Genomic DNA, 19,896 nt, shown 5'->3' with positions numbered 1-19,896 from the left:
ACAGGCGGGTGGGAAAATGCTGAAGAAAATCACTCTCGGTCTGGCAGCCCTTCTGGTCGCATTGGGGGGGCTGGCCTGGTTTAACAAGTCTGCCGTGATCCTGTTTCTTGTGAAGCATTCAGAGCAGCCTGAAGTGGCGCCCAATCGCGAGATCGCCTGGGACGAGGGCCCCGTTGCCGCGCAAGTAAATCGGACCGAGGGGCCGCCAAACATCATTTTCATCGTCGCGGATGACCTCGGCATAAATGACATCTCCACTTTCGGGGGTGGCGTGGCCGGTGGTCTGGTGCCCACGCCGAATATCGACAGGCTTGCCGCGCGGGGTGCCATCTTCCAGCAGGCCTATGCGGGCACGGGAACCTGCGCGCCTTCGCGTGCGATGCTGATGACAGGTCGCTATCCGACCCGCACGGGCTTTGAGTTCACACCCACGCCGAACGGCATGGGCCGGATCGTATCCATGGTTGGCAATGATATGGACAATGGCTTGCCGCCGATTGTCTGGAACAAGCAGGCAGATGAAGGTGGCGCACCGTTCGACCAGCAAGGACTGCCGGGCGAGGAGGTCACTGTTGCTGAACTTTTGAAGCAGGCGGGCTATCACTCGGTCCATATCGGCAAATGGCATCTCGGGCGGAGCGAGGAATCCCGCCCGACTTCGCAAGGGTTTGACGAGAGCCTGTTGATGGCCAGTGGTCTTTATCTGCCCGGCGATGATCCGGATGTTGTGAATGCAAAACTGGACTTCGATCCCATAGACAAGTTCCTCTGGGCACGGATGCAGTACGCGGCGTCATTCAACAACAGCGACTGGTTCGAGCCCGGCGGTTACCTGACCGACTACTGGACGGAAGAAGCTGGCAAGGTGATTGAAGCAAATCGCAACCGGCCGTTCTTCCTCTACCTTGCACACTGGGGCGTGCACACGCCCTTGCAGGCGACCCGTGAGGACTACGAGGCTGTCGGTGACATCCAGCCGGAACGCCTGCGGGTGTACGCGGCCATGGTGCGGGCGTTGGACCGGAGCGTCGGGCGGATCATGGATAAGCTTGAAGAAGAGGGGTTATCGGACAACACCGTAATCGTCTTCACTTCGGATAATGGCGGGGCGGGGTATATAGGCTTGCCGGATATCAATGCGCCGTATCGCGGATGGAAGATCACCCTGTTTGAAGGTGGTATCCGTGTGCCGATGTTCGTGTCGTGGCCGAACCACATTCCGGCTGAGGCAACGATTGATACGCCGGTCGCGCATGTCGACCTGATGCCAACCCTCGCAGCGATTGCCGGCGCGGTATTGCCTGCCGGTGTCGAAATTGATGGTGAAAATCTCCTCCCGGAAGCGACGGGGAGTGGACGTATCACCCGGCAGGATGATGCGATTTTCTGGTCGAGCGGGTACTACCGCGTCGTGCGGGCGGGGGACTGGAAGCTGCAGGTGAACGACCGGCAGCAGAAAGCCTGGCTGTTCGATCTGGCGACGGATCCGACCGAGCAGGAAAATCTAGCAGATGCCATGCCGGAAAAGCTGGCTGAACTTCAGGCACTCATCGACGCGCATTGGGAGACGGCTCGCGCGCCTCTGTACCCTTACACAATTGAGAGCCCGATCATGGTCGACAAGACAGCTGCTGACAGGTTCGAGCCAGGCGACGAATATGTGTACTGGCCGAATTGATGGCCTAGGGAGCAACATCCCGGGCGATGCGGAAGCCGATATGATTTGACGAGAAGTCCGTCTCTTCCGGCTGGCGGGCAGCGGGGCGGTAGCGCCGGCAGAAATTGTCGGCACACAGATACGATCCGCCTTTGATCGTATTTGTGCCGGGCCCGTACGGCGTATCGGTCCACTCCCAGACATTGCCGATCATGTCAAACATGCCCGCCTTGTCGGGTCCGAAGCATCCGACGGGGGAGGTGCCTGCAAAGCCATCGGCCGCCGTATTGGCCAATGGAAATATTCCCTGCCAGGTATTGGCGACAGGCTGACCGTTCTCATCATAGGCGCCAGAGTTCTGTCGTGTCAGGTCTGGCAGGCCGAGAGACACCGTATATTCCCATTCCGTTTCCGTCGGCAATCTTCCTCCCGCCCAGGCGGCATAAGCGTGGGCGTCTGCCAGAGAAATATGGACAACGGGATGCAGGTCGCGGCCGACAATGTTCGAACCGGGACCTTCGGGCGATTTCCATGTCGCGCCCGAGACCAGCTTCCACGGATACTTTCCGATGGAGCCTTCTGCGGATTGGAAAACGGCCGATCCGGCACCTTCTCCGCCCGCTTCTGCGCTGCGTTCCGCATCGGTGACATAGCCGGCTTCTTCGACGAAGCGGGAGAATTCCGCATTTGTGACTTCGTGGGATAGCAGCTCGAATGCATCGACGTGCAGGACGAGCGTCGGGGCCTCTTCCGGATAGACCGGGTCTTTGCCTTTTTCGAACGATCCCGATGGAACCAGGATGAATTGGTTCAAGGCGTCGGGAGGCAACCCGCAGGACTCTGAAGAAACCGCTCGGTCAGTTGATCTGCTACAGCCAGCGGCGACCAATACGGCCAGCACAAGAATGCGCGTCCACTTCATTCTGCGGCGGCGATGAGGGCATCCAGCATGGCTGCGAGTGTGGCGGTCGCTTTGGCCCGGGAGAATTCCTGATCCTGACGCAGGCGCCGCCAGGTGTCGAAGCTCAGCGCCACATCAAAAGCCAGCTTCAGAGGTTCATTCTCAAGCACTTCCTTGGGAAGTGCGAGGGAAAGTGCAGCGGTTTCGTGTGCGACAAACCTCTTGTGGTTCGCCATCAGGAATTCCGACCGGAAGCGCCTCACGCGTGCGCAGATCCGGACAGGCATGATGTCCTCGAAGATGCGGATGCGGCGCGCCATCATCTCCTTGACGCGGTCCTGCCAGGCTTCCGCCGTCAACGGTTTGGCAATTTCCGGCAGGATACGGGCTTCCATCTGGCCGGACATCTCACGATAAAGCGTATCGACATCGTCGAAATGGCGGAACACGGTGCGCAGGCCCACACCGGCGCGTTCGGCAATGCTGGCGACGCTGGGGTCGTAGTCGCCTTCGCGGACCAGCTCCATCATCGCAGCAACGATTTTCTGCCGGTTGCGTTCAGACCTCAGCCGGCGGCCATCGGAGACGTGGGCTTCGTCCTGCGTGCTCTGGTCTGTCGCCATTTCTTATTCCCTGCCAATGTTTCGGGCCCTGTAAGCAAGCCGATTTTCGTCCAAAATTTCCGCACTCAAGCTCTCAATTTAAACAGGATCAGTCTTGAAGAAAGGTTCCGGCTGCTGCGGGAACCGCATGAACGATCATATTCTAGTCCTGCAACAGGTTTTTCGCCCATGGGGATGCCTGCTGGGCAACCGGAAGGACAGTCTCGATGTTCAGTTGTCCCTTGAGGCCAGCAGATCGGTGGATGGCGGCGTCGCGCCATTCTTCCGACAGGGACATCCGCACCATGTCTGCGCGGCTTGGATACATCGCGATTGCGACCTCATCCCAAAGCTCTTCCACTTCGCCGAGTGCCAGAAAAGTTACGTCCGCTGCAAACACGGCCCGGCCGCCGAATTTCGGAAGAATGTCGGCCACCGTGCGGCCATAGATCATGTAGGCATCGCGGCCCGACAAATCCGTCTCCCGGCCATCGTCATATTCGGCTTTTTCCTTGAATTTCAGCAAGTTGACCATGAAAATCGGGCCATCGGGGCCTTTCTCCATCATCTGCGCCATTCGCGCCGGGTCAGACGGGAAGACTTCATTCCGGACGTCCATGGGCACTGCCTCCGATCCTTGACTTCGGAGAGCCTAATAAATTGGCATAGGGTGTGTCAATTATTATGGGAACGGTATCCTGGCGCTCAATATCCGCCACCCAGCGCGACATAGAGGTTGAGTGCGGATGTCAGGCGGTTGAGGCGGCCCTGCACATAATTGTCGGATGCCGTGAAATACGACTGTTGGGCGGTCAGGAGACTGGTCAGATCATCCGTCCCGGCCCGGTAGCGCAGCTCAGCCGCATCCAGCGCATCCTGGGATGCATCGCGCGCGACCAGAAGCTGTTCCTCCCGGTGGGCATCTGCTTCGATCGACGCCAGGCTGACATCAACATCGCGCAGCGCGTTCAGAATAGCGCCGCGATAGCTCGCCAGCTGCGCTTCGCGGCGTGCTTCCGCGCCCTCCAGCTGTCCTTCGAGGCGGCCGCCGGAAAAGATTGTCTGGGCCAGCGATGCGGATATCGACCCGGTCAGGTCGCCGCCGCCGCTGAGGATGCTGGACAGAGCCGCCCCGACATCCATGCCCGGCAGGAAAGCGGCGCGGGCAACCGTCACGTTTGCGTCGGCGCCTCTCAGGCTGGCTTCTTCCTGCAGCAAGTCCGGCCGGCGCAGCAGAAGATCTGACGGCAGGCTCGGGTCCGCCAGCGGCAGCTCAAGAGCGAGAATGGATTCATCCGGAGCGGAGTAGTCCTGCGGAACCTGACCAAGTAGGGTCGCTAGAGAGGTCTGAAGGCTGACGATCTGGGATTCGAGTTGCGGGATGCGTGCCCGTGCATTGGCGAGTTGTGCCCGCTGGCTCGAAACATCGAACCCGGAAATGGCCCCGGCCTCGTAGCGCACTTCCACGATCTCGAAGATCCGCTCCGATATTTCAAGGTTTTGGCGTGCGACTTCCAGCTGCTCCCGTGTGGAGAGCAGGTTGAAATAGGTGGAGGCGACATCCGATTGTACGGTCAGCTCCAGCGCGCGTTGGGAATATATGGTGGCATCGAGGCTTGCCTGGGACGCCTCCCGGCTTGCTGCATTGGCGCCGAACAGGTCGAGTTCGTAGGAGGCGGACAAGCGGCCAGAAGAGCTGATATTATCGAGCCCGCGATCGGTATCACTTGAGCCAGATATGCTGGCACTTGCTTGAGGCAACAGGGACGCGTTGGAAACTTTCAGGGCTGCGCGAGCACCGTCCACATTCGCCATGCCTCCGGCCAGAGTCTGGTTCGCATCGAGGGCTTCAGCCACCAACGCATTGAGGTTGTCCGAACCGAAGGTCGCCCACCAGTCAGTTTCTACAGCCCGCGCATCGGACAGTTCAGCCGCATTGTCATACGTGGCAGGCAAAGAAATGCCGTGTGTGCTCACATCAGTCTGCGGTGCAAGGGAGGCGCAGGCCGTCAGCGCGAACAAGGAGGTTAAAAGTGTGATCTTCCTGATCATGGATTACTCCGAAGCGAGCGCTGCGACAGGGTCCAGGTGGGCGGCCTTGCGGGCAGGCAGAAGTCCGAAAACGAGGCCGGTTGCCATGGCGGATGTGAATGCGAGCACGGCGGGCGTGATCGTTACCGCAATGGGCATGCCGTTGGCGCCCAGAAGGAAGCACACACCAAAGCCGATCAGTATACCTGCAATTCCGCCGAGCCCGCCCACGACGAGGGATTCGATCAGGAATTGGCTCATGATGTCCGACCGGCGGGCGCCGGTGGCCATGCGGACGCCAATTTCACGCGTCCGTTCTGACACGCTGACGAGCATGATGTTCATGACGCCAATGCCGCCGACGAGAAGAGAAATCGACGCAACTGAGCCGAGCAGGATTGAGAAGGAATTCTGCGTCTCCTGAACAGATTCCAGGATGGAGGCGGTGTTGCGAAGCTGAAAGTCCTCTGAACCGTGACGCGCCAGCAGCATTTCCTGCGCCGCAGTCTCGGTTTCGTCGATGCGGTCAGTGTCGTCGACAGCGATGGTGATGGAGGACAGGTAATTCTGTCCGAACAGGCGCATCATGCCAGTCGTGATCGGCACCAGCGCGACATCGTCCTGATCCTGTCCCCAGGAGGAAGCGCCTTTTTCTTCGAGGATACCTGCCACTTCAAAGGGGGCGCCGCCAAGAAAAATATATTGTCCGACGGCGTCCTGAACATTGTCGAAGAGATTGCCGGCGCTTGTCGTGCCGAGCACGACGACGCCGACACGCCTGTCGACATCCTCCTCGGTGAAGAAGCTGCCATAGAGCAGACCGCGGTTCTGGGCGATCGGCCAACCGGCGGAGACGCCTTCGATGGAGGTGCTGTAGTCATTGTTGCCTACGCGCAGGGTTGCGGAGCCAGACCGGGAGGGGACTGCTGCGAGGACATTGTCCAGTTCGTTGAGTGCATCGGCATCGGCCAGCGTGAGGGTGGCAATTGCTTCACCCCGCATGCGTGTGCCGGGCGCCCCGGGACGGACGAACAGGAGGTTCGAGCCCATGGATTCAAACCGGGCCATCACTTGCTGCTGGCTGCCCTGTCCAATCGCAAGCATCGCGACAACAGCCGCGACACCGATGACCACCCCGAGCAGGGTTAGCGCTGTCCGGAACAAATTGGCCCGAAGTGACCGGAAGGCCATTTTTACAGATTCAATGATCTGCGAGGCAAAGGACGGGCCCCTGCGAAGTTGCTTTCCGGTTTCAGGTGACGGGGGAATGATATCGGCTGAGCCGATATCGGATAAGACGCGGCCGTCTTTCAGCTCTATCACCCGCTTTGCCCGTTCGGCGACTTTCGGATCGTGCGTGATCAGAATAATCGTGCGTCCGGCTTCGTGCAGCTCTTCGAGCAGGCCGAGCAGTTCCTCGCTGGAGCCGGAATCGAGTGCGCCGGTCGGTTCGTCAGCGAGAATGACTTCCGCATCGTTGATCAGGGCTCGTGCAACGGCAACACGCTGTTGCTGGCCGCCTGAAAGCTGGTTCGGTTTGTGGTCCAGGCGCTCGCCGAGGCCGAGCCGGGTGAGGAGCGTGTCGGCTTTCTCCTGGCGTTCGGCGTGGCTGAAACCTGCATAGACCGCAGGGATCTCGACATTCTCCGAAGCCGAGACGCTGGCGAGCAAATTGTATCGCTGGAAGATGAAGCCGAACGTTTCGCGCCGCATGGTGGCAAGCTCATCGGCGTCGAGATCTGCAATGTCCTGTCTGCGGACGCGATAGCTGCCCGCGGTCGGTCGGTCGAGGCAGCCGAGGATGTTCATCATCGTCGACTTGCCGGAGCCGGACTGGCCAACGATGGCGACGAATTCGCCGGTGTGGATGTCGAGCGTGACGCCATCCAGCGCACGGACTTCCGTATCGCCGGAGCCGAAATAGCGCTTCACATCCTGAAGGCTGATGAGCGGGGAGGTCATGGCTGGCTCCTAGCGGCCCATCATGGGCGGCGGCCCCATCTGGCGGCTTTGGCCGCTGCTCACCTGCTTCGGCGCCACATTACCCGAGACAACAGTGTCGCCGGGAGACAAACCATAGATCACTTCAGCCAGTGTGCGGGTGCGTAGCCCGGTGAGAATGGGGCGAGGGAGCATTTCTCCGTCATTGCCTAAAATCATGACCAGAGCGGTATCTGCATCCGGGTTTGCTTCGCGCGCAGCCTGGAACCCGGCAGGCGTCGATGGTGGTGCGCTCATGGCTGTATCTGAACCATTGCGGCTCTGAGGCGAGGACTGAAGCGCCGTCACCGGAACGAGAACGGCGTCTTTCGCAGATCCGACGACGAAGAACACTTGTGCCGTCATCTCCGTACGCAGCCGGCCTTCCGGATTGTCCACGTCGAGCAGGGCCTTGTAGAGCACCACATCGTTCAGCACTTCCGGCGTCGGCAGGACTTGCCGGACGCTGGTTTCCCAGCGGTACTCGGAATCACCGAGCGTCGTGAACCAGGCGGGCTGGTTGTTGGTGATCCGCAGCACATCGGCTTCCGACACGTCGGTCTCGACCGTCATTGTGGTCAGGTCTGCGATAGTGAGGATGGTCGGCGCCGTCTGGTTGGCGTTCAGGGTCTGGCCCTCGACAGCCTCCAGCGAGACGACCGTACCGGAAATCGGGGCGTAGATCTTGGTGAATTCCAAAGAGGCGAGGTCGGCCTGCAGGGTGGAACTCTGGCGTTCGATCTGCGCGTCGATCGCTTCAAGTTTGCCTTGAGCGATCTGATAGTCCGCTATCGCCGCCTCATAGTCCGCTTTGGCCATGGCATCGGCTTCGTAGAGCATGGCGGCGCGGTCTGCCTGGGACTTCAGGAGATTCAGTGACGCCTGCTGTTGCTTCCGGCTGGCGCGCAGTTCTTTCAGCTGGGCGCGGTTTCCTTCCACACTCGTTGTGGCGATTGTCGCATCGATCTGGGCCAACAGGTCGCCAGCCTCGACGCTGTCGCCGACATCGACGTACAGCTTCTCCAGCTGGCCGGACACCTGCGCACCGACGGCAACTTCTTCCTTCGGTGTGATTTTTCCCGCCGCCGAAATGGTGACTTCAATGTCGCCCCGTGTGGCTTTTACGGTCTGCAGGGTCTGCTCTTCGCCCTTCGAAGACGCTGAGACAAACAGGTACACGCCAATGGCAGCCGCGGCTGCAACAAGTGCGATGAGACCCCACCGCGAAGACGATTTCTTTCGTGCCATCTAAATTCACGCAATCAATGAACCAATATTTCCATTGAACGGCGGGTGGGGCGGAATCCGTCGCTGCAGGCTGCATTTCGTGTGCGCGATAGCTGCTAAGACCCTGCGACGATTGTTGCGCGTGACAAGCAAAACAAATATGAGAATGATAATCATTATTGATAACTTGGTGCGAAGCAGAGAGAGAATTGCCGGGCATGTCGCTGACGCGGATCAAATCGTCATCTCGTGCCGGGTTCTACCGCGCCGCTATGCTGGCCGTGGGCTGCCTGCTGGCCGTTTCCTGCAAGGCTGCCGAGGTTTCGGAACCTGTCGGTGGGACAGAACTCGGATGTGGTCCGCAGGTCTGTACTGAAGGGGCAGATCTGCGCGCCGCCTATGCGGGAGCGATCGAAACCTGGCCCAAGGCGGAGACCACCAACGACACGCCCTTCGAGGAAATGGCCGCTCTGGAGCGGCCAGCCGCTACCGGGCCGAACCTCATGGCGATGCTGGGGGAGAAGCTCTTCTTCGATCCGATCCTCAGCGCCTCGGGCCAGATCGCCTGCGCATCCTGCCACCATCCAGACCTTGCCTTCACCGATGGCATCCGCGTCTCCGTCGGGCATGACCGCCAGCAGGGCAAGCGCAATGCGCCGACCCTTCTCGACAAGGCGGATCAGCCGATCTTCATGTGGGACGGCGCCGCCATGAGCCTGGAACACCAGGCGATGATGCCCATCTCCAATCCCATCGAGATGGCAGAGTCACAAGCTGCGCTGATCGACACCCTGAATACCGACCCGAACTATGTAGAGCGTTTCCGGCAGATCACTGGCGAAGGCACAATCGCCATGACAGACGTCACCGCCGCGCTTGCCGCGTACGAACGCACCCTCACCCGGCGGACGAAATTCGATCTCTTCCTGGCAGGCGACCGGGACCGGTTCACCGATCAGGAACTGTTCGGCCTGCACCTGTTCCGCACCAAGGCGCGTTGCATGACCTGCCATTCCGGTCCGCGTCTCACGGATGACGCGTTCCACAATATCGGGCTGACCTATTACGGTCGCAAGTATGAAGACCTTGGCCGCTACGCGCTGACGGAAGCGCCTGACGCGGTCGGCGAGTTCAAGACGCCCAGCCTGCGCCATGTTCGCCGCACAGGCCCCTACATGCACAACGGCCTGTTCCCCAGCCTGCTGGGCATCGTGAACCTCTACAATGCGGGGGGCGCCCGGCCATGGCCGCGTCCCGGTATGGAGGACGACCCCCTGTTTCCGGAAACCAGTGAATTGCTTCCAAAGCTGAACCTCACCTCCGACGAGCGGAATGCATTGGTGGCCTATCTCGAAACCCTGTGATCCTCTCCCATGTCTGATCTCCTGACCGTTCTCATGCAGCCAGCCGGTATCGTTCTGGTGCCGCTCTTTGCCTGCTCTGTCATTGCATTGGCCCTGATCGCTGACAGGACGTTGGCGCTGGCGCGCCTGAAGGGGCTGAGCCGGCAGGCAGAGCAGTCCGTCCGGCGCACGGCATCTGAGAAGGGTGCCTCGGCTGCGCTGGCCGAGGTGAAAGCTGCGTACCCATTCTACGGCGCCGCCGCAGGCGTGCTGAGCGAAAATCTGCATGCAGACAAATATTTGCGCGAAGAAGCTGCGAGCCTCGAGCTGCAGGCGGCCGGACGGGAGTTGTCGCGCCGCTTGACCGGCCTGACGACGGTCGCCGGGCTGGCGCCGCTCCTGGGCCTTCTTGGCACCGTGATTGGCCTGATGGTTGCCTTTCAGGCGCTGGAAGGGACGAGCGGACCGGTTGAGCCGGGCATCGTGGCTGGCGGCTTATGGCAAGCCATGATTACGACAGTGATCGGCCTTGTCATCGCAATACCATGCCTCGTCTGCCATGCCTGGTTCCGGTCCCGCATCCGCTACCGGATGGCGGATGCCGCGGCCCTGCTGACCAGCCTTTCGCTTGCGGCTGATATGCGGGGCGAGCGGACATGATCAATGCCATGCCCGACGACACGGCTGCGGACGACAACGTTCTGCCGAACCTGACCCCGCTGATCGATGTCGTCTTCATGCTGATCGTGTTCCTGTTGCTGACGGCAAATACTGCGCAGTACGCTGTCACCGTTGATCTACCGGAGGCGAGCGCAGCGGTGCCGAGCGAAGGCGAGGCTCTGGTGCTACAAGCCCCGGAAGCAGACGGCGGCACATGGGTTCTGGATGGGCAGCGATATGATGACGTGACGATTGTCCGACAGGCGCTGAAGCAGGCCATGTCCGGGGATGAAGACCAGGCGCTTGTTATCGCTATCGACGCTGCGGCGAGTTCGCAGCGGCTGATCGATGCAATGGACATCGCGACGGAGGCGGGCGCCAAGGCGGTCGACATCTCGACGGAGAAGCGGGGCGAATGAACCGGGTCTCTCCCTTCTCGGTCCTCGTCGCAGCGTCGGGCGTCATGCACATTGCCGGTGCAGGCGGGGCGCTGGTGTACCTGTCCGGGCAGGAGACGGCGTCGGTCGAAAAAGCATCGCTCCGCGTGGCGCTCGGCTCCCGTGGCGCGTCCGCCGGACAGCCTGCTGAGACTGCCACACAGGAAGTGCCTGAAACAGAACGGGAAACATCTCCGCCCAAGCCTGAACCGATGCCAAAGCCACCGGTATCTGAACCGGTCGCCGAACCTATCCCGGTGCCGAAACCCGAGGTGCAGGCGGAGCAGGCGGAAGTTCCGGATCCTGAGCCCGCCGAGTCTGTCAGCCAGTTGGCGGCTGTCGCCGGGAGTGCCGGAAAGAGCGGCACTGCCTCAGACTCCGATCAGGACACGGACGGTGACGCTGCCGAAGCAGGCTACCAGGCTATGCAGGTCAGTTATGATGGCATCGTGCTCGGGCATCTTGCGCGGTTCAAGACTTTTCCTCCCGCTGCCCGGATGCGGGGTGAGGAGGGAAATGTCGGTGTGGAGTTTGTCATCGGGCGGCATGGGCAGCTGATCAAATGCCGTCTTCTGGCATCGTCCGGCAGCCGCCGGCTCGACAAGGCGGCGCTCAGCCAGCTGGGCTCGGCAGTGCCTTATCCTCCCGCGCCGGATCAGGCAGACTGGACGGCCCGCACATATCGGACGGAAATGCGGTACGCGCTGAACTGAAAACACCCGCCCAGCTTGCCGTTGGACGGGTGTCTCATGTCAACCAGGCTTAGCCCTAGTAGACGTAGTTGATGCCGAGCCATACGGCGCGGCCGAGCTGGTAGGGATTGCTGCTCGTGACGTCGGGGTGCGGCAGGGTGTTGAACAGGTTCGATACCCGCGCTTCCAGCTGGACACGTCCACGGCTGAATTTCGGGATCGTGTACGTGGCGTTGAGGTCTGCCCGCAAGGATGCCTTGCGAGTTACGATATCGTAGACATCGTAGGATGAGCCGTCGATGGTTTCGTTTTCACCCGTATCGCCGATCGTCTCATACGCATCCTTCCAGTAGAGCCAGAACGTCGTATCCAGCGCCTCATTGAGCCATGTTGAACGCACAGCCGCGTTCGCCGTAAAGGGCGTTGCGAAATTCTCGCGATACGCTTCGTCCTGCAACTGGGCCAGTGGCATGATTTGACCCTGATAATAGATCAGGTCGAGCAGCAGTTCTTCCGGATCGTATTCGTCGAAATACAGGCCTTCGTCGTCGGCATTGTTGTAGGTCTCCGACCATGCCGCATTGAGCGTGAAGGATGTATTGCGCCAGGTGCCGACCCACTCCGCCGACAGGCCGACATAATCGGTCTTGCCTTCATTGGAAGGATAATGAACGCGGCGGGTGTAGGGATCGCCGTTTTCATCGTTCTGTTCGACCGTTTCTGTTGGCCGGGCAACGATCTGGTCGCGGTGCCACCGTTGCACCGCTTTCAGCCGGCCAATGCCGTTGAGGTTCCGGAAGGCCGGGAAGGTCAGCGCGAGTGTCGCTTCATCGGAATAGGGCGTGTCGAGGTCCGCATCATGGTAGCTGGTCAGGACGCTCCAGCGGTAAAGGCTCCAATCGTCCGGGCTGAAGACGAGATCACTTCCGTCCGAAGTGCCGGTGCGGCGATAGAGATAGAGGTCCGGCTCCTGTTCGCTGATGGCATAGGCAAGAAGGTTGCGCGTATAGTAGCGGTTTGCACCGGCTGTCAGTTGCACATCATCGCGAATGTTCCAGACGGCACTGAGCCGCGGTGCGATGTTCGTGTTATCCAAATAGTCGTCAGTCGACACACGCAGGCCCGCCCGCACGTCCACCGGGCCGAAGGTGTTTGCCTGCTCCGCCCAGAGCGCGCCCTGCAGGATTTCGGCATTTGCGTCGAAAGCCGGGAACAGATTGTACTGGGTCGCGGCGATCTCGCCATCGATACAGGATGTTTCGCTTGGGTCCGCGCAGACCGTATCCGGATCATAGACGCAGCGTGAATACATGCGCAGTTCCTGATCGCGGCCTTTGTGCGCGTCGATGTAAGACACCCCACCGCCGAAATCGAATGTCCCGCCGAATAGTGGGTGGCTCGCTTCGCCTTCCAGCGCATAGTCGCGCTGGGTCTGGTCGAGATTGCCTATGCCACCGATCGTGCAGCTACTGCCGGAGCAGAAGTTGATGCTTGGGGCTTCGGCGCTCCAGTTGTACTGGACCGGTGGGGCTTCTCGGCTGGTGTCGGAGTCGACATAGGATGCGCGGACCAGCCAGTCCAACTCGCCATTCTGCCCGTCGAGTTCGGTCTTGAAGGTCAGGCCGCCGCCTTTGCTGGTGACGAGATTTTCGATACCCGCCGCCGCCGCAGACTCGCTTTCGTACGGGCTGTAGACCAGACTGCTGGTCAAGCGCAGCGTGTCGGAGAAGTCATAGATACCTTTGACGAGATAATTGTCAGAGGTCGACTGGAAGCCGCGGAAATTGTCGCCATAGCTGGCGCTGACCGGATAGGTCACGTCGGCCACCGTGCGGCCGAATCCGAAGAGGAAGCGCAGCTGGTCGTTCACCGGCGCGTCGACCGTGCCGTGCAGGCGCCACTTGGTGAATTCCGGCGGCGGATCGGCACTGTCGAGGTCGGCGCCGTCCTCGGTGATGTAATCCAGCATCTCGTCGCTCTCGTAGCCGTAGCGCAGGCTGACACCCAACTTGTCCTTCGGATCGCGGATGCCGACATCGACGACACCGCCGGAGAACTCGCCATAGCGGGCCGAGATATTGGAATCGCGCAGTTCAATGCTTCCGATCAGCGACGGATCGAGGAAGATCGATTGGGCCGATGCGCCCGCGACATCGAAGACGCTCTGCGGATTATCGTTGGTGACGTCCATCACGCTGTTCACGCCGACGCCGTCGATACGGAATGCGTTGTCATAGGTCTGGCCGCCGGAGATGGAGATATCGGCCGGGCGCAGGTCCAGCAGGTTGTCCCGGTCGGCGCTGGAATGGTTCACGTCGAAATTGACGTTCGGCATCAGACGGAGGGCGTCCATGGCGTCGCCGGAACCGTCTTCCAGGCCGGTCAGGGACTCTTTGTCGATGATCGACAGGCCGCTGTCTTCAGCAATGAAACCGCGATAGGCGGGCATCGGCGCGCGCGTGTCTTCAATGTCGATTGCGCCCAGTTCCACCGCTTCGGACTGTGTAGCATCTGCTTCAGTTTCTTGCGCGATGGCTGGGAGCGCCCCGAACAGCAGGGCGAGGCCCATGGCGGTCTGTGTCGTCAGTTTCATACCTGTCTCCGATATTGCAACTCATTCGCAATATCGGGCTGTCGCCAATATGTAAATGAGAATTAGTCGCAAAAATGGTTTCGAAATGTCGCACCCGTTTTCGAGGCTGCTGACGGGTAGGGCTGCTACCGAAACGGGCAGGCACCGGGCTCGCGGTTAGTGGAAATCCCGGCTCGGCGGGATGACACGGACATTGCGCGGATGACGTCCACCGGAGGGGCGCCCGGCCGGTCCCTTGCGTGGCAGGACGGGGCGGCGCACCTCATCCGGGCGGGCCAGCACCCCGTTCAACGGATCGCGCAACACGTCTTCCGACAGGAGGGAAAGATCCTCTGTACAGTCGACCAGCCGCTCAGCCACGATATGCGTGACATTGTCGGCAGACTGGACCCGGCCGACCACATGCAGGATCCGCGCGCGCATCACGACCGGGCGGAACCGCTCCAGCACGCGCGGCCAGACGACGAGGTTCGCGATCCCTGTTTCGTCTTCCAGCGTGACGAAGACCACCCCGCTGGCAGAGCCGGGCCGCTGGCGCACCAGCACAAGGCCGGACGTCTCCACCCGCTGGCCGTTCCGGCGCGCGGTCGCCTCGGCGGTGGAGACGATCCCCCGCCGCGTATGCGCATTCCGCAGAAAGTGCATCGGATGGCCTTTCAGCGACATGCGATGCGTCTGGTAGTCCTGCAGCACATGCTCCGAGGGCGGAACCTGCGGCAGCTCCACATCCGCCTCCGCGCCCTGTTCGGCGAGGTCGGCCGCCGCGAACAGCGGCAGGGCATGGCCCGGCGCATCGCCGCGGATCTTCCACAGGGCATCGCGGCGTGACAGGCCCATGGAGCGGAAGGCATCCGCCGCTGCCAGCCGCTCCAGCACCGCCCGGGTCAGGCGCGCCCGCCGGGTCAGCGCGTCCGGACTGGCATAGCCGCTGCCCCGGTGCAGCATCAGCTGCTCCATGTCAGCCTGCCTCATCCCGTCGACCTGCCGGAAGCCGAGGCGCACGGCGAACAGGCCGGCCTCATCGTCCACCGGTTCCAGCGTATTGTCCCAGTCGGAATGGTTCACATCCACCGGGCGGATCTCGACGCCATGCTCCTGCGCATCCCGCGCCAGCTGGGCAGGGGCGTAGAACCCCATGGGCTGGCTGTTCAGGATGGCGGCACAGAAAATGTCCGGGTGGTGACATTTCAGCCAGGAGGACACATAGACGAGCAGCGCGAAGGAGGCCGCATGGCTTTCCGGGAAGCCATATTCGCCAAAGCCCTTGATCTGCTCATAGCAGGACCGGGCAAAGACCGGATCATAGCCGCGCTCGATCAGGCGGGAGACCAGCATTTCCTCATAGTTGTGGATCGTGCCGAGGTGGCGGAACGTCGCCATGGCACGGCGCAGGCCGTTCGCTTCGTCGGGCGTGAACTTTGCCGCGTCGATGGCGATCTGCATCGCCTGTTCCTGGAACAGGGGCACGCCTTTGGTGCGCGCCAGGATCTGCTCCAGTTCGTCCGGCGGGCCATGTTCGGGGGCGGGGCTCGGGAAGCGCACAGGCTCCGTCCCGTTCCGGCGGCGCAGGTATGGGTGCACCATGTTCCCCTGGATCGGGCCGGGGCGCACGATGGCCACCTCGATCACGAGATCATAGAAGACGCGCGGGCGCAGGCGCGGCAGCATCGCCATCTGCGCGCGGCTCTCCACCTGGAACACGCCAACGCTGTCGGCCCGGCACAGCATGTCATAGGTCGGCTGGTCGTCCGGCGGGATACTGGCCAGCGTGTGATGGATGCCCTTGTGGCTTTCCAGCAGGTTGAACGCCTTGCGGATGCAGGTCAGCATGCCCAGCGCCAGCACATCCACCTTCATGATGCCGAGCGCGTTGATGTCGTCCTTGTCCCATTCGATGAAGGTGCGCTTGTCCATCGCCGCATTGCCGATGGGTACGGTTTCGGTGAGCGGCCCCTGTGTCAGCACGAAGCCGCCGACATGCTGGGACAGGTGGCGCGGGAACCCGATCAGCTGCCGGGTCAGCAGGATGGCGCGGCGGATCAGCGGGCTGCGCGGGTCGAGGCCCGCTTCGACGATGCGCTTGTCCGGCATGGCATCGTTCCAGCTGCCCCAGACACCATTGGCCAGCGCGCTGGAAATGTCCTCACTGAGGCCGAGTGCCTTGCAGACTTCGCGGACGGCGGAGCGGGAGCGGTAGGAGATTACCGTCGCTGTCAGGGCGGCGCGGTGGCGGCCATACCGTCCGTAGACATACTGGATGACTTCTTCGCGGCGTTCGTGTTCGAAGTCGACATCGATGTCCGGCGGCTCCCGCCGTTCCCGCGACAGGAAGCGGGCAAACAGAAGCTTGGTCAGCGTCGGGTCGACGCTGGTGACACCAAGGCAGTAGCAGACGGCGGAGTTCGCCGCAGAGCCGCGCCCCTGGCAGAGAATGTCCTTGCTGCGTGCCCAGGCGACGATGTCGTGCACGGTCAGGAAATAGGGCGCGTAGGACAGCTCCTCGATCAGGGCGAGTTCCTCTTCCAGCTGCCGGGAAACCTGTTCCGGGATACCCTCCGGGTAGCGGCTGGCCGCGCCTTCCCAGGTCAGCTTTGTCAGGTGGCTCTGGGGTGTTGCCCCGCGCGGCACCGGCTCGTCCGGATATTCATAGGCCAGTTCATCGAGGCTGAAATGGCAGCGATCCGCGATTTCCTGTGTGCTTGCGATAGCCGCTTCGAAACCCTGGAATAGGCGGGCCATTTCGGCGGGGCTTTTCAGATGGCGTTCCGCGTTCGCTTCCAGCCGGTAACCGGCGGTGTCGATGGTGCAATGCTCGCGGATGCAGGTCAGCACGTCCTGCAAGGGGCGGCGGTCCGGCGCGTGGTAGAGCACGTCATTCGTGGCGACCAGCGGCACGCTCGCACTGGCGGCAATTTCCTCCAGCCGGGCGATACGCTCCCGGTTGCGGCCGGAATAGGTATAACGCGCCGCAAGGTAAGTGCGCCCCGGCGTGGCGGCAGCGATCTCGCGCAGCGTATCGGCAAACTCAGCAGGCGGAACAGCGGGTGGCATGACGATCAGCACCTGTCCTTCGCTGGCCGCAAGGATGGTCTCCATCGTCAAATGGCATTCGCCCTTCGGTACGTCCGGCTTCATCTTGCCTTCGGAGAGGAGGCGCGACAGGCGGCCATAGGCGGCCCGGTCCATCGGGTAGACGAGGATCTCCGGCCCTTCCACGGGCACCAGCCGCGCGCCGACCAGCAGCTTCAGCCCGGCCTCCTTCGCGGCGGTATGCGCCCGCACGACACCCGCCAGCGTGTTGCGGTCCGCGACGCCAATCGCCGAGAGGCCCAGTTCGGCGGCCCGCTGCACCAGTTCGGCACCATGGCTCGCCCCCCGCAGGAAGGAGAAGTTCGTCGTCACGGCGAGTTCTGCATAACCGGTCATGCCAGCAGCCCCTGCATGAACCAGTCTGGATGGTTGCCGCGCCCGTCATCATAGAGCCCCTCGCGGAAGATCCAGTAGCGGTGCCCGTGCTCGTCCTCGACGCGGTAATAGTCCCGCGCGCGGGGCACGGCCTGCGCGCCGCCGCCGGGTGTTGGCAGATGGGTCCACCATTCCGGCGCGATCCGTTCCGGCCCGTCGGCCTTCACTACGCGCCGCACCACCCGGCGCCAGACGAAGCGCAGGGGCGGGCCGTCCGGCACCTCAGCGACGGCATCGATCGGCTCCGGCCGGTCCAGCATGCGGATGGGGCGGAGGCCCGGCAGCGTGTCAGGGGGCGGCGGGGTGTCTTCAGGCAGCTGGCCGGTGAAAGGCACGCGCCGCTCGGCCATGTCCGGCGTGTGGCGGGCCTCCGGCTGGATGATCATGACGCGGCCCTCGCCTAGTCGTGCCTGGATCCGGTCGGAGAGCGCGGAAAGCATGCCTAAGTCCGTTATAGTCATGGCAAGGTCAGCGGATAATGGCTGGCTTCCGGCCTCCATCGGGGCGGTTCTGAGGGCCTCCAGCAGCAGGAGGTCGATGCCGAAACCGGGGTCGATCCGGTCCAGCCGCTCCCGGAAAAGGCGCAGGATGTGGGCCGGTTTGCGCACCGGGCGGGCCATGTTGACGGTCAGGCTGCGCGTCTCGCCATCGGAGCGAAATGCATGAAAAACAAAGCCTTGCGCGCCGAGGCCATGGGCCGACAGCTTCGCGCACAGCTCCTCTGTCAGGCGGCTGAGGCCCTCGCTGATCCCGGCGCTGTCGCTTAGCGGCTCGGGACAGGGCAGGCGGGCGGCATAGTCCGGCGGCGCGCGCAGCGGCGCAAACGGCTCGGCCCGCACGCCCAGCGCCTGATCCAGCCGCAGCATCACCGCCTCCACCGCCTCGCGGGACTGGAAGCGCCGGGAAAGTGCTTTGCGATCAATGCCGTAGAGCTGCCCGATCCGCGTCAGGCCGAAGCGGCGCAGCAGGGTCAGAACGGTGCCGGAGAGCCGCAGCGCCCACACCGGAAGCGCCGCCAGCCCCGTCCGCTCCGCCCCCGGTGGCAGGATCACCGGCGCCCCATCCTCCGCTACGGTCCGGGCCAGCGCCCAGGCCGCGCCGGGCGTCCCTGCAAAGGCGAGGCGGTGGCCATAGCCGGCCTCCGCCACCCGCACCGACAAGGCCGCCGCCATGCCGGCCTCGCCGCCAAAAAGGTGGTCGCACCCCGTCGTCTCCAGCAACAGCCCGTCGTTTCCATCGGTGCACACGAGGGGAGAGAAGCGCACCATCCAGTCCGCAAGGGCCAGCAGGGCGGCGGCATCGCTCTCCCGGTCGATCTGTTCGGTCAGAAGGCCCGGCAGGGCGCTGCGGGCATCCTTGAGGCTCAGCCCGGCATGGATGCCAGCTGCCATGGCTGGGGCATTCGCTGCTGCGACGGCCAGACCGTGGGTCGATTTCTCATAAAGAACAAAGGGTTGTGGCTCAGCCGGCCCTGCGTTGGTGTCCGTGCCTTGTGGCGAAGGACGGCGCCGGGTGCGGCGCAGCCGGTCCAGCGGCCATTCCGGAAACCATATGGAGAGATAGCGTCTCATCGTTCCACTCAAGATCAAAAGCCTGCCCCACGGCGGCGGGGGCACTGCGGCAACGTTCCAGCACGGCGCGGTAGCGCGGCTGGCCGGGCGCGCGGGGATCGTGACGATTCATCGCCGAAAGCTGTGTGCCGACCCGCCAGCGGGTGGCGGCTGCCGTCGCGCCGCTGCAGGTGTGCGGCAGCAGGAGGGTGACCGGGACGCCATGCTTCTCGGACGCCAGGGCCAGGCGGCGGGTTGCCGTGAAATCCGCCTCTTCAAGCTCGACCACGACATGACGGACGGCGCCGGACATGATGCCTTCCTCGGCACTCCAGAGGGCCTCAGCGGATTTGTGGACGACGATACAGAGGCGCGGCTCCCGCCCGCCGGTCATCTGCTGCAGGGCGGCTGCGGGGATATGCCCGGCGTCCCGGGAAACGTTGCTCTGGCAGATCCACAGGCAGGCGCCTTTCTGTGTCGGATGCAGCATGCCAAGGACGAAGCCTGTCGCCGCCGCCCAGTGGCCGTAAGCCGTCTCTGCCACCTCATGCACGCCATGGCTGCCCAACCCGAAAGGAAAGGCGTCTGGCTGCGTCGGGGCAGCTGTGACAGGCCGGATCAGGCCTCTGGCTTTGAGGGTCGCGATATCCATTTGTTCTTATTTTGTTCTTTTCTTGCGCCTGAGTCAATTCGGCTCACGCGGGCGGAAACCGGCGCACAAAAGAAAAGTGCCGGCACAGGGGCCGGCACTTTCTCGG

General features: G+C 62.5%; 15 protein-coding genes. 5 read left to right on the top strand and 10 right to left on the bottom strand.

The window, feature by feature from the left end:
• Positions 1 to 16: 16 nt before the first annotated feature.
• A complete protein-coding gene (locus R3C98_RS09035) occupies positions 17 to 1,678 on the top strand; it encodes a sulfatase (protein ID WP_371313784.1) in 1,662 nt (553 codons plus the stop codon).
• Between the two features lie 4 nt (positions 1,679 to 1,682).
• Here R3C98_RS09035 and R3C98_RS09030 read toward each other — a convergent pair whose 3' ends face one another.
• From R3C98_RS09030 to R3C98_RS09005, 6 genes are all read right to left on the bottom strand, one after another.
• Positions 1,683 to 2,471, bottom strand: a complete 789-nt coding sequence (locus R3C98_RS09030) for an SUMF1/EgtB/PvdO family nonheme iron enzyme (protein ID WP_371313783.1) — start codon at positions 2,469 to 2,471, stop codon at positions 1,683 to 1,685.
• A 104-nt stretch (positions 2,472 to 2,575) separates the two neighbouring features.
• On the bottom strand, positions 2,576 to 3,181 hold the full coding sequence (locus R3C98_RS09025) for a TetR/AcrR family transcriptional regulator (RefSeq protein WP_371313782.1): 606 nt from the start codon (positions 3,179 to 3,181) through the stop codon (positions 2,576 to 2,578).
• Positions 3,182 to 3,323: 142 nt separating this feature from the next.
• The gene (locus tag R3C98_RS09020; protein WP_371313781.1) at positions 3,324 to 3,779 is read right to left on the bottom strand and encodes a DUF1330 domain-containing protein; all 456 of its coding nucleotides are present in this window, start codon (positions 3,777 to 3,779) and stop codon (positions 3,324 to 3,326) included.
• An 86-nt stretch (positions 3,780 to 3,865) separates the two neighbouring features.
• Positions 3,866 to 5,212, bottom strand: a complete 1,347-nt coding sequence (locus tag R3C98_RS09015; protein ID WP_371313780.1) for an efflux transporter outer membrane subunit — start codon at positions 5,210 to 5,212, stop codon at positions 3,866 to 3,868.
• 3 nt (positions 5,213 to 5,215) lie between these two features.
• Complete coding sequence (locus R3C98_RS09010) at positions 5,216 to 7,153, bottom strand: MacB family efflux pump subunit (RefSeq protein WP_371313779.1); 1,938 nt, start codon at positions 7,151 to 7,153, stop codon at positions 5,216 to 5,218.
• A 9-nt stretch (positions 7,154 to 7,162) separates the two neighbouring features.
• Positions 7,163 to 8,419, bottom strand: coding sequence for an efflux RND transporter periplasmic adaptor subunit (locus R3C98_RS09005; protein WP_371313778.1), 1,257 nt, complete (start codon positions 8,417 to 8,419; stop codon positions 7,163 to 7,165).
• A gap of 197 nt (positions 8,420 to 8,616) precedes the next feature.
• Between R3C98_RS09005 and R3C98_RS09000 the strand changes: the two genes are divergently transcribed.
• The 4 genes from R3C98_RS09000 to R3C98_RS08985 are packed head-to-tail and all read left to right on the top strand — an operon-like array spanning position 8,617 to position 11,551.
• Positions 8,617 to 9,762, top strand: coding sequence for a cytochrome-c peroxidase (locus R3C98_RS09000; protein ID WP_371313777.1), 1,146 nt, complete (start codon positions 8,617 to 8,619; stop codon positions 9,760 to 9,762).
• Between the two features lie 9 nt (positions 9,763 to 9,771).
• Positions 9,772 to 10,401: a MotA/TolQ/ExbB proton channel family protein gene (locus R3C98_RS08995; RefSeq protein WP_371313776.1), complete on the top strand. Its 630-nt coding sequence runs from the start codon at positions 9,772 to 9,774 to the stop codon at positions 10,399 to 10,401.
• Complete coding sequence (locus R3C98_RS08990; RefSeq protein WP_371313775.1) at positions 10,398 to 10,820, top strand: ExbD/TolR family protein; 423 nt, start codon at positions 10,398 to 10,400, stop codon at positions 10,818 to 10,820. The genes R3C98_RS08995 and R3C98_RS08990 overlap by 4 nt, the downstream gene beginning before the upstream one ends.
• Positions 10,817 to 11,551 (top strand): TonB family protein, encoded by a 735-nt coding sequence (locus R3C98_RS08985; RefSeq protein ID WP_371313774.1) that lies wholly within the window; start codon positions 10,817 to 10,819, stop codon positions 11,549 to 11,551. Before R3C98_RS08990 ends, R3C98_RS08985 begins: the two co-directional genes overlap by 4 nt.
• 55 nt (positions 11,552 to 11,606) lie before the next feature.
• On the opposite strand, the gene R3C98_RS08980 is transcribed toward R3C98_RS08985, so the two are convergent.
• From R3C98_RS08980 to R3C98_RS08965, 4 genes are all read right to left on the bottom strand, one after another.
• Complete coding sequence (locus R3C98_RS08980) at positions 11,607 to 14,123, bottom strand: hypothetical protein (RefSeq protein ID WP_371313773.1); 2,517 nt, start codon at positions 14,121 to 14,123, stop codon at positions 11,607 to 11,609.
• A 156-nt stretch (positions 14,124 to 14,279) separates the two neighbouring features.
• On the bottom strand, positions 14,280 to 17,549 hold the full coding sequence (locus R3C98_RS08975; protein ID WP_371313772.1) for an error-prone DNA polymerase: 3,270 nt from the start codon (positions 17,547 to 17,549) through the stop codon (positions 14,280 to 14,282).
• Positions 17,546 to 19,159: a DNA polymerase Y family protein gene (locus R3C98_RS08970; protein WP_371313771.1), complete on the bottom strand. Its 1,614-nt coding sequence runs from the start codon at positions 19,157 to 19,159 to the stop codon at positions 17,546 to 17,548. The genes R3C98_RS08975 and R3C98_RS08970 overlap by 4 nt, the downstream gene beginning before the upstream one ends.
• Positions 19,050 to 19,790 (bottom strand): ImuA family protein, encoded by a 741-nt coding sequence (locus R3C98_RS08965; protein ID WP_371313770.1) that lies wholly within the window; start codon positions 19,788 to 19,790, stop codon positions 19,050 to 19,052. The genes R3C98_RS08970 and R3C98_RS08965 overlap by 110 nt, the downstream gene beginning before the upstream one ends.
• Between the last annotated feature and the right edge of the window lie 106 nt (positions 19,791 to 19,896).

The sequence above is a fragment of the Hyphomonas sp. genome (genome assembly GCF_041398465.1).
Lineage (GTDB): Bacteria > Pseudomonadota > Alphaproteobacteria > Caulobacterales > Hyphomonadaceae > Hyphomonas.
The sequence above is the reverse complement of the archived record's forward strand: the minus strand, read 5'-3'. Positions and strand labels throughout refer to the sequence as shown.

Coding starts and splice junctions, on each gene's coding strand:
- R3C98_RS09035 (WP_371313784.1), top strand. CDS start 17: ATGCTGAAGAAAATCACTCTCGGTCTGGCAGCCCTTCTGGTCGCATTG.
- R3C98_RS09025 (WP_371313782.1), bottom strand. CDS start 3,181: ATGGCGACAGACCAGAGCACGCAGGACGAAGCCCACGTCTCCGATGGC.
- R3C98_RS09020 (WP_371313781.1), bottom strand. CDS start 3,779: ATGGACGTCCGGAATGAAGTCTTCCCGTCTGACCCGGCGCGAATGGCG.
- R3C98_RS09015 (WP_371313780.1), bottom strand. CDS start 5,212: ATGATCAGGAAGATCACACTTTTAACCTCCTTGTTCGCGCTGACGGCC.
- R3C98_RS09010 (WP_371313779.1), bottom strand. CDS start 7,153: ATGACCTCCCCGCTCATCAGCCTTCAGGATGTGAAGCGCTATTTCGGC.
- R3C98_RS09005 (WP_371313778.1), bottom strand. CDS start 8,419: ATGGCACGAAAGAAATCGTCTTCGCGGTGGGGTCTCATCGCACTTGTT.
- R3C98_RS09000 (WP_371313777.1), top strand. CDS start 8,617: ATGTCGCTGACGCGGATCAAATCGTCATCTCGTGCCGGGTTCTACCGC.
- R3C98_RS08995 (WP_371313776.1), top strand. CDS start 9,772: ATGTCTGATCTCCTGACCGTTCTCATGCAGCCAGCCGGTATCGTTCTG.
- R3C98_RS08990 (WP_371313775.1), top strand. CDS start 10,398: ATGATCAATGCCATGCCCGACGACACGGCTGCGGACGACAACGTTCTG.
- R3C98_RS08985 (WP_371313774.1), top strand. CDS start 10,817: ATGAACCGGGTCTCTCCCTTCTCGGTCCTCGTCGCAGCGTCGGGCGTC.
- R3C98_RS08980 (WP_371313773.1), bottom strand. CDS start 14,123: ATGAAACTGACGACACAGACCGCCATGGGCCTCGCCCTGCTGTTCGGG.
- R3C98_RS08975 (WP_371313772.1), bottom strand. CDS start 17,549: ATGACCGGTTATGCAGAACTCGCCGTGACGACGAACTTCTCCTTCCTG.
- R3C98_RS08970 (WP_371313771.1), bottom strand. CDS start 19,159: ATGAGACGCTATCTCTCCATATGGTTTCCGGAATGGCCGCTGGACCGG.
- R3C98_RS08965 (WP_371313770.1), bottom strand. CDS start 19,790: ATGGATATCGCGACCCTCAAAGCCAGAGGCCTGATCCGGCCTGTCACA.